Source organism: Aureimonas fodinaquatilis (assembly GCF_008369445.1).
Classification (GTDB): Bacteria; Pseudomonadota; Alphaproteobacteria; order Rhizobiales; family Rhizobiaceae; genus Aureimonas; species Aureimonas fodinaquatilis.
The window spans coordinates 201,228-214,663 of sequence record NZ_VTWH01000006.1; the positions used below are offsets into that span (position 1 = coordinate 201,228).

The following is a 13,436-nucleotide window of genomic DNA, read 5'->3' on the forward strand; positions in this document are numbered from 1 at the left end:
AAAAACTTTTGCTGGAATTGCTAAATTCTTATCTGCCGCAATTCCGAACGCAAAACCGTAAACACTTTTGCTGGAATTGCTTAAATACCCTTCCGCGGACCGGAGATAATCGTCCATGAACATTCACGAATATCAGGCCAAGCAGGTTCTCAAGGGCTTTGGTGCTCCCGTTGCCTCTGGTGTAGCAATCACGGCTGCTTCCGAAGCAGAAGCCGCCGCCAAGCAACTGCCTGGCCCGCTTTATGTCGTAAAAAGCCAAATCCACGCCGGTGGCCGTGGCAAAGGCAAGTTCAAGGAACTTGGCGCCGACGCAAAAGGCGGAGTGCGCCTGGCCCGCACAATCGAAGAAGTTGTGGCCAACGCACAAGACATGCTGGGCAACACCCTCGTAACCGCCCAAACCGGTGATGCCGGTAAGCAGGTTAACCGCCTCTACATCGAAGATGGCGCTGACATCGACAAGGAGCTCTACCTTTCGCTTCTCGTCGATCGCTCCGTCGGTCGCGTCGCCTTCGTTGTTTCAACCGAAGGCGGAATGGACATCGAAGCCGTTGCGCATGACACGCCTGAAAAGATTGTGACCGTGGCAATTGACCCGGCAACCGGTGTTACGCCAGCAGATGCTGAACAAATTGCAGACGCATACGGGCTGACAGGCATTGGCCGTGAAGACGGACTCAAGCTTTTCCCGATCCTGTATAAGGCCTTCGTCGAAAAGGACATGGCTCTTCTGGAAGTCAATCCGCTTATCGTCATGACGGATGGTCGCCTGCGTGTTCTTGACGCCAAGGTTTCCTTTGACGGCAACGCCCTGTTTCGCCATGACGACATGAAGGCGCTCCGCGACATCAGTGAAGAAGACGCCAAGGAAATCGAGGCTTCCAAATATGATCTGGCCTATGTTGCGCTGGATGGCGACATTGGCTGCATGGTAAATGGCGCCGGCCTTGCCATGGCAACAATGGACATCATCAAGCTTTACGGCAAAGAGCCTGCAAACTTCCTGGATGTAGGCGGTGGTGCCAATAAGGAAAAAGTCACAGCGGCGTTCAAGATCATCACGGCCGATCCCAACGTGAAGGGCATTCTGGTCAATATCTTCGGCGGCATCATGCGTTGCGACGTTATTGCCGAGGGTGTTGTTGCCGCAGTGCGCGATGTCGGCTTGCAAGTGCCATTGGTTGTGCGTCTCGAAGGCACAAATGTTGAACTGGGCAAGAAAATCCTGAACGAGTCCGGCCTTGCAATCACCGCGGCGGATGATCTGGATGATGCGGCCCAGAAAATTGTCGCGGCGGTCAAGTAACAGCGCCAACGCGCTGCTTTCCGCTCCTTTTGCTCGACCGACTTTCGAAAGAATCCTATGTCCATTCTCGTCAACAAGAACACCAAAGTCCTTGTCCAGGGCCTGACCGGCAAGACCGGCTCTTTCCATACCGAACAGGCACTTGCCTATTTCGGAACAAAGATGGTGGCCGGTATCCACCCGAAAAAGGGTGGCGAAACCTGGCAGGGATCTGCTGGTGAACAGCTGCCTATCTATGCCAGCGTGGCGGAAGCCAGAGAGCGCACAGGCGCCGACGCTTCGGTTATCTATGTTCCACCAGCCGGTGCAGCAGACGCGATTATCGAAGCGATCGAGGCTGAAGTGCCCTTCATCGTTTGCATCACCGAAGGCATTCCGGTGCTGGACATGGTGCGGGTGAAGGCGCGGCTGGAAAAGTCGAAGTCACGCCTGCTTGGGCCAAACTGCCCGGGTGTCCTGACGCCTGAAGAGTGCAAGATCGGCATCATGCCGGGATCAATTTTCCGTAAAGGCAATGTCGGCATTGTCTCGCGCTCCGGTACATTGACCTATGAGGCCGTGTTCCAGACCTCCAATGAAGGGCTGGGCCAGACAACAGCGGTTGGAATTGGCGGAGATCCTGTCAAAGGCACCGAATTCATTGACGTTTTGGAAATGTTTCTCGCCGACGATGCCACCCAGTCGATCATCATGATTGGTGAAATTGGCGGTTCCGCGGAAGAGGAAGCTGCGCAGTTTCTGATGGATGAAGCACGCAAGGGTCGCAAAAAGCCTATGGTTGGCTTCATTGCTGGCCGCACGGCACCCAAGGGACGCACAATGGGCCATGCTGGCGCTGTCGTTTCTGGCGGTAAAGGCGATGCAGAATCCAAGATAACAGCCATGGAAGCTGCTGGAATCCGGGTTTCGCCTTCGCCGGCGCAGCTTGGCAAGACTTTGGTTGAAGTGTTGAAAGGCTGAAAAGCCTTCAACTCCTGATAATGCCGGTGGACTTTCCTATATACCGGCATGAAGAGAAAACCGGCGTAGCGGCTGCTGCGCCGGTGTACCTGTAAGCAGGGGGGCCATAATGGACCCTCCAGACAAAATCTGGGAGACGGCGCACGGACCCGCGCCGCGAAAAGCACGATGGCCCGTAATCCAGCGAATGAGACCTTCGCCCTGACCTCTTTTCTTTATGGTGGCAATGCCGACTATATTGAAGAGCTGTATGCGGCTTATGAGGAAAACCCTGCTTCCGTAGCTGCTGAATGGCAGAGTTTCTTCAGCGAGCTGAAGGACGACAAGGCCACGGTGCGCAAAAATGCGCAGGGTGCCTCGTGGGCACGGCCGAACTGGCCGATTGCCGCCAATGGCGACCTTGTGTCTGCTCTGGATGGCGATTGGGGTGCAGCCGAAATCCGGGTTGAGAAAAAGGTCAAGGAGCAGGCCCGCAGCCAAGGCGTTGAGCTGACAGACGGGCAGGTCAGCCAGGCAACGCGCGATTCCGTGCGTGCATTGATGTTGATACGCGCGTTCCGCGTGCGTGGTCACCTGCACGCCAAGCTTGATCCTTTGGGATTGGCCCAGCCGGAGGACGATTATAACGAGTTGTCTCCGGAAGCTTACGGCTTCACGCCGGAAGACATGGACCGCAAGATTTTCATCGACAATGTGCTTGGGCTGGAATTTGCGACAATCCGCGAGATTGTCGATCTTCTGCAGCGGACCTATTGCTCGACAATCGGCATTGAATTCATGCACATTTCAAACCCGGCTGAAAAAGCCTGGTTGCAGGAGCGCATTGAAGGGCCGGACAAAGGCGTGGAATTCACGCGTGAGGGCAAGCGCGCAATTCTCAACAAGCTGATTGAGGCAGAAGGCTTCGAAAAGTTTCTCGACGTCAAATACAAAGGCACAAAGCGCTTTGGTCTTGATGGCGGTGAAGCGCTGATTCCAGCGCTGGAACAGATCATCAAGCGTGGTGGCCAGCTCGGCCTGAAGGAAGTTGTGCTGGGCATGGCCCACCGTGGCCGGCTGAATGTGCTGGCCCAGGTTCTCGGCAAGCCGCATCGCGCCATTTTTCACGAGTTCAAGGGCGGATCCTACAAGCCGGACGAGGTGGAAGGTTCTGGCGACGTCAAATACCATCTGGGCGCGTCGTCAGATCGTGAGTTTGACAACAACAAGGTGCATTTGTCCCTGACGGCCAACCCTTCGCATCTTGAAATCGTCAACCCGGTCGTTCTGGGCAAGGCGCGCGCCAAGCAGGACCAGCTCGGCGGCGGCAGAACACGCACCGAACTGGTGCCGGCTGAAATTCGCAATCAGGTGTTGCCGCTGCTGATCCACGGTGATGCAGCTTTTGCGGGGCAGGGTGTGGTTGCTGAGTGCTTTGGCCTTTCGGGGCTGAAAGGGCACCGGGTTGGTGGCTCGCTGCATGTCATCATCAACAACCAGATCGGTTTTACCACCAATCCACGTTTCTCGCGCTCATCGCCTTATCCTTCCGACGTGGCAAAAATTGTCGAAGCGCCGATTTTTCACGTCAATGGCGATGATCCGGAAGCGGTTGTCTATGCAGCCAAGGTTGCCACGGAGTTCCGTGCGACATTCCACAAGCCTGTCGTCATCGACATGTTCTGCTACCGCCGCTTTGGCCATAATGAAGGCGACGAGCCCGGCTTCACCCAGCCGATCATGTACCGCACCATCCGCAACCATGCGACCACACTTGAAATCTACAGCCGCAAGCTGATTGAAGAAGGTGTGATGACGCAGGAAGAGGTTGACGCACGCCGCAGCGAATTCCGGACTCAGCTTGAGGCCGAATTTGAGGCAGGCCAGAGCTACAAGCCGAACAAGGCTGACTGGCTGGATGGTGCCTGGGCTGGCTTGCGCCGCGCGGATGAAGAAGATGAACCACGTCGTGGGTCCACCGGCCTGCCGCTCAAGACCTTGAAAGAACTTGGCCGCAAACTGACCGAGATTCCGGAAGGTTTTGAGATCCACCGCACGATTCAGCGCTTCCTCGACAACCGCGCGAAGGCGATTGAAACAGGCGAAGGCATTGATTGGGCAACCGGTGAGGCTCTTGCCTTTGCTTCTCTGGTTTCAGAGGGCCATCCAATCCGGTTGTCAGGTCAGGATTCCGAACGCGGCACATTCAGCCAGCGGCATTCGGTTCTGTACCATCAGGAAAATGAAGACCGCTACATCCCGCTGCAGAACATCGCCAAGGGTCAGGCTGTCTACGAAGTCATCAACTCCATGCTGTCTGAAGAGGCGGTGCTTGGCTTTGAATATGGCTATTCACTGGCCGAACCAAACGCTCTGACACTATGGGAAGCGCAGTTTGGTGACTTTGCCAACGGCGCCCAGGTGGTTGTTGATCAGTTCATTTCCTCGGGCGAAGCCAAGTGGCTGCGCATGTCCGGACTGGTTATGCTGCTGCCGCATGGATATGAGGGGCAGGGTCCGGAACACTCTTCCGCGCGACTGGAGCGGTTCCTGCAAATGTGCGCACAGGACAACATGCAGGTTGCCAACGTTACAACGCCGGCAAACTATTTCCACATTCTGCGCCGTCAGATGAAGCGCGATTTCCGCAAGCCGTTGATCCTGATGACGCCCAAGTCGTTGCTGCGTCACAAGCGTGCGGTTTCGACCCTGGCAGATTTTACGGGAGAGGCAAGCTTCCACCGGTTGCTTCGCGACGATGCAGAACGTGGAGTCGGCGGCATTTCCCTGGTCAAGGACGAGAAAATACGTCGCGTGGTACTGTGCTCCGGCAAGGTTTACTACGATTTGCTGGACGAACGTGAAAAGCGTGGCATTGACGATATTTACCTGCTGCGCGTCGAACAGCTTTACCCGTTCCCGGTCAAGGCGCTGATGAACCTTTTGACCCGCTTCAAGCAGGCGGAAATCGTCTGGTGTCAGGAAGAGCCGAAAAACATGGGTGCGTGGTCCTTCGTCGATCCGTACCTGGAGTGGGTTCTGGAACGTGTCGGCACTGAAAAGCGCCGGGCGCGTTACGCCGGAAGGCAGGCCGCTGCTTCGCCGGCTGCCGGTACCATGTCCAAACACCTTTCGCAGTTGGAAGCCTTCCTGGAGGAAGCCTTGGGGACCGGCGAATCCGGCGACCTTTCCTGACAGTACTCGACCAGCCAGTCACCAGCTAAAAGAAAAGACCGATCATGAGCACTGAAATCAAAGTTCCGACCCTGGGCGAAAGCGTAACCGAAGCCACGATTGGCCAGTGGTACAAAAAGGCCGGCGACCGGGTGGAGCAGGATGAGACAATTGCTGAACTCGAAACCGACAAGGTAACGGTTGAAGTTCCAGCGCCTGCAGCAGGCGTGTTGCAGGAAATTGTTGTTCAGGCGGGTGAAACCGTAGAAGTTGGCGCGTTGATTGGCGTTATTGGCGAGGGATCCGGCGCTGCTGCCGCTCCCGCCAAGACAGTTGAAAAGGCTGCACCGGAAGGTGCGCCGGATGGTTCCGACACAACTCTGCCGAACCCTAGCCACAGCGATGGTGTGCCGGCATCACCTTCCGCACAGAAGATGCTGGCGGAAAAAGGCGTGGCTGCAAGCGATGTTGCTGGCTCCGGCAAGCGTGGCCAAGTGCTGAAGGGTGACGTGATCGATGCACTGAGCAAAGGCGCAGCGTCTGCGGCCAAAGCTCCGGCGGCGGCGCGTGCGCCATCTGGAGCACAGGATGAGGTGCGGGAAGAGCGTGTCAAAATGACCCGGCTTCGCCAGACCATTGCCCGCCGTCTGAAAGACGCACAGGACACGGCAGCAATGCTGACCACCTTTAACGAGGTGGACATGACTGCGGTTATGGACCTGCGCAAGAAGTACAAGGACCTCTTTGAAAAGAAGCACGGCGTAAAGCTGGGCTTCATGGGCTTTTTCACCAAGGCCGTATGCCACGCGCTCAAGGAAATTCCAGCCGTAAACGCCGAAATCGACGGCACGGACCTCATCTACAAGAATTTTGCGCATGTCGGCGTGGCAGTGGGCACGGAAAAGGGTCTCGTGGTGCCGGTGGTTCGTGATGCCGACCAGATGAGCATTGCAGAAATTGAAAAGGAAATCGGGCGTCTGGGACTTGCTGCGCGTGATGGAAAACTGACAGTTTCCGATATGCAGGGCGGCACATTCACCATTTCCAACGGTGGTGTTTATGGATCGCTGATGTCCACGCCAATCCTGAACGCCCCGCAGTCGGGCATTCTTGGAATGCACAAGATTCAGGATCGGCCAGTAGCGATTGGCGGCAAGGTTGAAATCCGCCCGATGATGTACCTGGCTCTTTCCTATGATCACCGAATTGTTGACGGCAAGGAAGCGGTCACGTTCCTCGTTCGTGTTAAGGATTCCCTGGAAGATCCGGAACGTCTGGTTTTGGACCTGTAGTCAGGAATGGTGCGGGCGGGGTTAAACCCGCCCGGTTTTCATAACGGGAGCGGAATACGGCATGGCAACTGACAGGGTTATGGTGATTACAGGCGGATCGCGTGGCATTGGTGCGTCCACGGCGCTCCTTGCGGCAAAGGCTGGTTACCGCGTGGTCGTCAATTATGCCTCCAACGCCCAAGCGGCCGAGGACATTGTTGGCCAGATTGAAGCGCTTGGCAGCAAGGCGATTGCAGTTAAGGGCGACGTCGCCAGCGAGGCAGATATCATTGCTTTGTTCGAGGCTGCGGACTCCTTCGGTCAGCTTTCGGCTCTGATCAACAATGCCGGTGTAATCCTTCATCCAATGCCTGTCGTGGACATGACAGCAGAGCGCATTGAGAAATCATTCCGCATCAATGTTCTTGGCAGCTATCTTTGCGCCCGTGAAGCCATCAAGCGGATGGCGCGTTCAAGAGGCGGCGCAGGCGGTGCGATCATCAATCTGACGTCGGCCGCCGCTAAGCTCGGTTCTCCTAAAGAAAATGTCGATTATGCCGGGACAAAAGGCGCAATTGATACGTTTACTGTTGGGCTTGCCAAGGAAGTGGCGATGGAAGGTATTCGGGTCTGCGCGGTCCGCCCCGGTATTATTGACACGGAAATTCATGCTTCTGGTGGTCAGCCGGATCGGTTGCAGCGCGTTGTTCCAACATTGACAATGCAGCGCGCTGGTACAGCTGAAGAAGTTGCAAAGGCCATCATGTGGCTGGCATCCGATGACGCTGCCTATTCAACCGGCGCAATTCTGGATGTTTCCGGCGGCAGAGCAATCCTGCCCTGACCCGGCGTTGATCGTTGAGAGGAAGCCATGAACGCAGAAACATCGTTGCCCACAGAGCTGGTCATTCTTGGCCTGTCCGTGCTTTTGCTGTTTTTGCACATCATGCTGCAAGGCCAGTTTGCAACCAAAGAACGCGGCTTTAAATGGAATGCGGGCCCGCGCGACGAAAGCAAGCCCTTGGGTATTATGGCTGGTCGCGCGGATCGGGCGCTGCGCAATTTTCAGGAAACCTATCCGGCTTTTGTGGCGCTGGCGCTTGGCCTTGCCGTCACCGGTCAGACAGGCGGTCTTGGTGCGGTTGGGGCCCTGCTTTGGATAGTGGCGCGCTGCGTCTACCTTCCGCTCTATCTTATGGGAACGCCAGTGATACGCAGCATCGTATTCGGCGTGTCGTTCTTCGGGCTCACATTAATGCTCGTTCGTTTTTTCTGAGTAACCAGACTGGGTAGTTTAAAATGGCAGATAACTTCGACCTTGTGGTCATTGGATCAGGTCCCGGCGGCTATGTATGCGCCATCAAGGCCGCTCAACTGGGGTTGAAGGTCGCGGTGGTGGAAAAGCGCGCGACTTACGGCGGCACATGTCTGAATGTCGGCTGCATTCCTTCAAAAGCATTGCTGCACGCTTCCGAAGTTTATGCGGAAGCAAAGCACTCCTATGCCGACCTTGGCGTGATTGTAGACCCGAAGCTGGATCTCGCGGCTCTGTTGGGCCACAAGGACAAGACGGTCAAAGCCAATGTTGATGGCATTTCCTTTCTGTTCAAAAAGAACAAGATCACCGGCATTATCGGCACGGGGCGCATTGTTTCCGCGTCCGAAGTGTCAGTGACAAAGGAAGATGGCAGCAGCCAGTCACTTTCTGCCAAGGCAATTGTCATCGCCACCGGATCGGACGTTGCCGGTATTCCGGGTGTTGATGTTGCGTTTGACGGGCAGGTTATTGTCTCATCCGATCATGCAATCGCTCTGGCGAAAGTGCCCGAAAGCATGATCGTTGTCGGTGGCGGAGTTATCGGGCTTGAACTGGGCTCTGTCTGGTCGCGTCTTGGTGCCAAGGTCACTGTGGTTGAATATCTCGACAAAATCCTCGGATCGATGGATGCAGAGGCTTCAACCGCTTTGCAGAAGCTGCTGGCAAAGCAGGGGCTGGACTTCAAGCTTGGCGCCAAAGTCACGGCCGTGGCTTCAGTGGATGGCAAGGGCCGTGTCACTTATGAGCCGGTGAACGGCGGCGAGCCCGTCACGGTGGATGCGGATGTTGTTCTGGTGTCCACAGGACGCCGGCCCTACACGGCCGGTCTCGGCTTGGAAGAAGCCGGGGTTCAGTTGGACAAGGCCGGGCGCGTGGAAATCGACGGACATTATGCCACCAACATTGCTGGAATTTACGCGATCGGCGATGTTGTGAAGGGGCCTATGCTTGCTCACAAGGCCGAGGATGAGGGCATTGCCCTTGCAGAAATTCTTGCCGGGCAGGCTGGCCATGTCAATTACAACGTCATTCCATCGGTCGTTTACACGTCTCCGGAAGTCGCGTCTGTCGGCAAAACGGAAGAAGAGCTGAAATCTGCAGGCGTGGATTACAAGTCTGGCAAATTCTCATTCATGGCCAATGGCCGCGCGCGCGCCATGCAGCATATAGATGGTTTTGTAAAAATTCTGGCCGACAAGGTTACAGACAGGGTGCTGGGCGTGCACATTGTTGGCTTTGGCGCAGGCGAATTGATTGCTGAAGCTGCGGTATTAATGGAGTTTGGCGGTTCTTCCGAAGATTTGGCACGGACCTGCCATGCGCACCCGACCATGTCAGAGGCTGTGCGAGAAGCGGCATTGGCCACATTTGCCAAGCCAATTCACAGCTAAGGTATGAAACGAAAAGCGAACGAGCTTTAACGCGCTGTTTATATGCAGAAGGCCCAGTCAAACATGTGTTGACTGGGCCTTTTCTTATCCGCGATCAGCCGATGTGGTTGGTTGTTCAATGCTGACCGGCGTTTTGTTGTCTGCTGAAATATGCGCCTTGCCGGGGCAAGCCGCACTGGCTGTGGCCGTGAGCGCGCTGAACGCAAACACGGTTATGAGAGCAGTCCTGTATTTCATGGTTGCTTCTCCTACAGTCGTTGACAGCAACAGGTTCTGCGCAGTTGCGGGCTACAGCAAGGCGTTGGGCATCACGTTTTTGTGTGAGATGCAGTTCCTGGCTGGCTTTGAAAAATCGACCGCTTGTCCCGAACCTGGGAATAATGCCGGTTGCGCTGCACCCTGCCATTTTCAGAAACTATGGCGGTTGGCCACTCCGCCTTCGCCTGCTTTTTGAAAATGATCATGCTGTCGTGGAACGTCACGGACCCGATTTCCCATGCCTTCGAGCTTAGCGGAAACTGCTTCTGGTCTTCTGAATACCAGCTGTGCATCTCGTCCAGCAGGTGCTTGCTGTATTCCATAAAGCTTTGCGGGTTGCGATACCCGCCGCCGAAACCCGGCCAATAGCTGGTGTGCACATCTTCTACAATGTAGAGGCCGCCGTTTTTGATCTGACGCCATAAGGCTTGAAAGCTACCAGTTTGCTGGTGGGACTGGTGGCCCCCATCATCAACCACAATATCAAAGGGCCCGCGTTCCAGGGCTATTTGCGCCAGCAGCGCGGTATCTGCCTGATCACCTATGAAAACTTGCGTGTCGGGAAGTTCCAACGCTTTGCAGGCAGGATCAATATCCAGAAAACTCACCTTGGAACCGGGCGCAAAGTAATCGCGCCACATCCGCATGGAACCACCTTTAAAAACGCCAATTTCCAGAAAAGTCGTCGGCTGGTTTTTCCACGGCAGCATCAGGTTGTCGTAGATCGGCATATAATGCTCGAACTTGTGTAGCGCCCGTTCGTCAGTTTTCAGCAGGTAGTCGGAGAAATAGGTGTCCGGCATGGTGACTCGATCGGGCCGTGTTATGGCCTGTGGGGCTGCGCTGCTAGAATAATAACATAAGCGTGATCCCCTGCCAGAAACCTGTATGAAGTATACGTTCTGCTATTCTGCTACTGGAGATAGCGTCCAGCCAGCATCCCTGAGAAGCTCCACCAGCCCTTCATCGCCAATCAGGTGCTGTGCGCCCACCGCAACAAATGCCCCGCCTTGAGTCAGGGCAGGCTGGAGTCGGTCCGCCATCAGCCGGTTTCTGTCCCGGATAATGCGCTCGTCAAATTCCTTCCAAAGTTCCAGAGATCGGGCTTCGTCACTTCCCGCTGGCGCTATGAGTTCCAATGCGGGGGATATGACGGCAATGTTTCCCTGCAGATACAGGGAAATCAACGTTTCGATGATGTCCGGGATGCGATTCTGAAATTTGAAAGTCGCCAGCAGCATCTCGGCCTGATGGTCGTAAGGCAGAGATGCCATGGCACCGAACTGTTCAGAGGCAGACTCCAGCCCGGCAATCGGCTTTCCCATCCCCTCAGCTTTTTGTGCCAGTGTCAGATCCAGGATCATTTTGCCTTCAGCCTGTCGCTGCTGTTCGCACGGCGTTGTCATTACGGCAGCGGCAACCAGCCAAGGCTGCAATGTGGCGAAATTTTCAAGTGGCGTGCCGGCGTTCTGCGCAAGTCTCGTCAGAGCCTCTGTGTCATCCGATGAAAGGTAATCTGTAATTCGCTGCCCCTCTGGCAGAGTTGTAAGGTCTGGGTGCTCCAGAAGTATTTTTTCCAGAGCGTCAGAATCGATCAGGTCGGTGGTTTCCAGCACAAGCTGCGATGCGGAATCAAACGCTGTCGATATGCTTTCAGGCAGGTAGGTCACACGTGGATCCGTCAAATGAACGGTGCCGAAAAGGTAGCTCGGTTCCTTGTCGGCTTTTTCGATCCGATAGAAGCGACCTTTGCCGTTGGCTTGCGTTGCGGCCTCCTGAAAAATCGCCTGCCGTTGCGCCTCCGGCAAAGCATCGACCATATTTATGCCTGTGTCACATTGAGCAGAGGCAGCGGTGGCCGTAGCAAGGCATGTTGCAATGATCAGACCGCTGAGCGTCGTCGCATATTTGGGGATCACTTCAATCACCTGCCTTCACCGGGATCATCGGGCTCTGGGGTGCGCCATTGTATAGACAGCCATGAGCCTCGCGCCGTCCACACCCGTATAGGCCTGGGTCGTTGATAGTGAGGCGTGGCCCAGCAATTCCTGAATCGTGCGCAAATCCCCGCCCGCGGCCAGCAGATGTGTGGCAAAGGAATGCCGCAAGGCGTGCGGGGTGGCAGATTCCGGCAGCCCCAGCAATCCGCGCAGTTTGCGCATTTCCGCTTGCACAATCTGCGGGCGCAAAGGTCCTCCGCGTGTGCCGCGAAACAAGGGTTGGTCTCCAGTGAGTGCATAGGGGCAAATGCGCCGGTATTCCTGTGTCGCCTCATGAATCACCGGCAACAAAGGCACCAGCCTTTCTCGCCCGCCCTTGCCGCGAATTCGCATCGACCGTGCTTGCGAATCTGCCAGATCCGTACCGGAAAGAGAAAGTGCCTCTGATATGCGCAAGCCACAGCCATAGAGCAGGGTCATGACCGCAATATTCCTTGCGGAAACCCAGGCTTCATTTGCCATTGCACCCGCCTCTTCGGTCACGGTGATGGCATCAACCGGGGTCAACGGTCGTGGCAGTGACTTTGGCTGGCGCGGAGATCGTGTGGCCATGACGCCTGCGCTGGAAGCCTGCCCTTGCTTTTCCAGGTGGCGTATAAAGGAGCGCACTCCTGCCAGTCCGCGCCCCAGAGTCCTGGCCCCGGCGCCATTGCGCTGGCGCGCGGCCAGAAAACCGCGAATATCGCCTGGAGAAAGATCGGCAATGTCCGAAAGCTGTGCCGGGCGGCCCCGATGACCGGTCATGAAACCCAGAAACTGCCGGACATCCCGCTCATAGGCTTCCAGCGTGTTGGCGCTGGCACCCTTGCCATGCTGCAAGCGCTTCATCCATTCGGCCTGATGCATGAGAACATCTGGATCCGCATATGTCAGAATCTGGCTCATTGGCATCCGTCACTTGTCCACTTGCTTGCCCGACCATGCATGATGAAACTTGCTGAAAGTTGAAAGCGGCTCTGGATAGATGGGGCGGCTGTTCCATCTTTGGCAGCAATGCCAGGCAATTTTATCTGAGCAAATTGGAGAAACCTTCATGAAACGTCATGCGACCGCTATATGGAATGGCTCATTGGGCGAAGGACAGGGCGCTTTGACGACCCAGTCTGGAGCGCTGACAGACCATGGCTATTCATTCAAATCCCGCTTCGAGGATGAGAGTGGTAAGTCCGGGACCAATCCTGAAGAGCTTCTGGCAGCCGCGCATGCCGGCTGCTTTGCGATGCAGCTTTCACACTTTCTCGCGGAGAACGGCACTCCGGCAGATGAGCTTAAAGCGCGCGCTGTCGTGACGGTGGAGCAGACCAATGGCGGATTTGAAGTGCGCTCCAGCGCTTTGACCCTGGAGGGAAAGGTGCCGGGCGTTGACGATGCAACGTTTCAGTCACTCGCAGCCAAGGCGAAAAGTGGCTGCCCCATCTCGAAAGCTCTGGGCGCAATTGAGGTCACGCTCGACGCGCGGCTGGTCTGACACTATCCAGCCAGACATCAGGCCCGCATAGGCGAATCCGGGCGAATCTGACCGATGGCCTCGCCATCCAATCGAACCATCGGATTTTTCCGAAGCGGAATCGGGCTGAACCCCGGTTCCGTTTTTGGTTTGCTTTCCGATTCCGTTTGGATTTGGGTCTGATTCCGGGGTTATTTGTTGGGTTGAGTTGTAATGATTCTGACATGATGACGGTTGGGTGAGCGAATGGTTTGAGTTTAGGCCATTGATTTTGTTTGCGTTTGAAAATTTTTGGCGAATGTTTTGATTTTTTGATTGACGCAAAAGGGAGA

12 protein-coding genes are annotated in these 13,436 nt (G+C 55.7%); 8 read left to right on the top strand and 4 right to left on the bottom strand.

The genetic code is table 11. The features are described 5' to 3' along the window. Positions 1 to 115: 115 nt before the first annotated feature. From sucC to lpdA, 7 genes are all read left to right on the top strand, one after another. Entirely contained in the window at positions 116 to 1,306 is a 1,191-nt protein-coding gene (gene sucC / locus FPY71_RS18305) for an ADP-forming succinate--CoA ligase subunit beta (protein ID WP_149301788.1), read from the top strand. 57 nt (positions 1,307 to 1,363) lie between these two features. Next, entirely contained in the window at positions 1,364 to 2,266 is a 903-nt protein-coding gene (gene sucD / locus FPY71_RS18310) for a succinate--CoA ligase subunit alpha (RefSeq protein WP_149301789.1), read from the top strand. Positions 2,267 to 2,434: 168 nt separating this feature from the next. Further along, positions 2,435 to 5,440 (top strand): 2-oxoglutarate dehydrogenase E1 component, encoded by a 3,006-nt coding sequence (locus FPY71_RS18315; protein ID WP_149301790.1) that lies wholly within the window; start codon positions 2,435 to 2,437, stop codon positions 5,438 to 5,440. A gap of 44 nt (positions 5,441 to 5,484) precedes the next feature. Beyond that, a complete protein-coding gene (odhB, locus tag FPY71_RS18320; RefSeq protein WP_149301791.1) occupies positions 5,485 to 6,711 on the top strand; it encodes a 2-oxoglutarate dehydrogenase complex dihydrolipoyllysine-residue succinyltransferase in 1,227 nt (408 codons plus the stop codon). A gap of 61 nt (positions 6,712 to 6,772) precedes the next feature. Further along, positions 6,773 to 7,534, top strand: coding sequence for an SDR family oxidoreductase (locus tag FPY71_RS18325; protein WP_149301792.1), 762 nt, complete (start codon positions 6,773 to 6,775; stop codon positions 7,532 to 7,534). Positions 7,535 to 7,561: 27 nt separating this feature from the next. Beyond that, positions 7,562 to 7,966 carry an MAPEG family protein gene (locus tag FPY71_RS18330; RefSeq protein WP_149301793.1) on the top strand — a complete coding sequence of 135 codons (405 nt, stop codon included), beginning with the start codon at positions 7,562 to 7,564 and terminating at the stop codon, positions 7,964 to 7,966. 23 nt (positions 7,967 to 7,989) lie between these two features. After that, on the top strand, positions 7,990 to 9,399 hold the full coding sequence (lpdA, locus tag FPY71_RS18335) for a dihydrolipoyl dehydrogenase (protein ID WP_149301794.1): 1,410 nt from the start codon (positions 7,990 to 7,992) through the stop codon (positions 9,397 to 9,399). Positions 9,400 to 9,483: 84 nt separating this feature from the next. Here lpdA and FPY71_RS18545 read toward each other — a convergent pair whose 3' ends face one another. From FPY71_RS18545 to FPY71_RS18350, 4 genes are all read right to left on the bottom strand, one after another. Next, positions 9,484 to 9,636, bottom strand: a complete 153-nt coding sequence (locus tag FPY71_RS18545) for a hypothetical protein (protein ID WP_188052411.1) — start codon at positions 9,634 to 9,636, stop codon at positions 9,484 to 9,486. 71 nt (positions 9,637 to 9,707) lie between these two features. Beyond that, the gene (locus FPY71_RS18340; protein ID WP_149301795.1) at positions 9,708 to 10,460 is read right to left on the bottom strand and encodes a class I SAM-dependent methyltransferase; all 753 of its coding nucleotides are present in this window, start codon (positions 10,458 to 10,460) and stop codon (positions 9,708 to 9,710) included. Positions 10,461 to 10,562: 102 nt separating this feature from the next. After that, positions 10,563 to 11,585, bottom strand: coding sequence for a TraB/GumN family protein (locus FPY71_RS18345; protein WP_149301796.1), 1,023 nt, complete (start codon positions 11,583 to 11,585; stop codon positions 10,563 to 10,565). Positions 11,586 to 11,600: 15 nt separating this feature from the next. Continuing rightward, on the bottom strand, positions 11,601 to 12,542 hold the full coding sequence (locus FPY71_RS18350) for a tyrosine recombinase XerC (protein WP_149301797.1): 942 nt from the start codon (positions 12,540 to 12,542) through the stop codon (positions 11,601 to 11,603). A 148-nt stretch (positions 12,543 to 12,690) separates the two neighbouring features. Between FPY71_RS18350 and FPY71_RS18355 the strand changes: the two genes are divergently transcribed. Then, positions 12,691 to 13,125 (top strand): OsmC family protein, encoded by a 435-nt coding sequence (locus FPY71_RS18355; RefSeq protein WP_149301798.1) that lies wholly within the window; start codon positions 12,691 to 12,693, stop codon positions 13,123 to 13,125. The last annotated feature ends 311 nt before the right edge of the window (positions 13,126 to 13,436 follow it).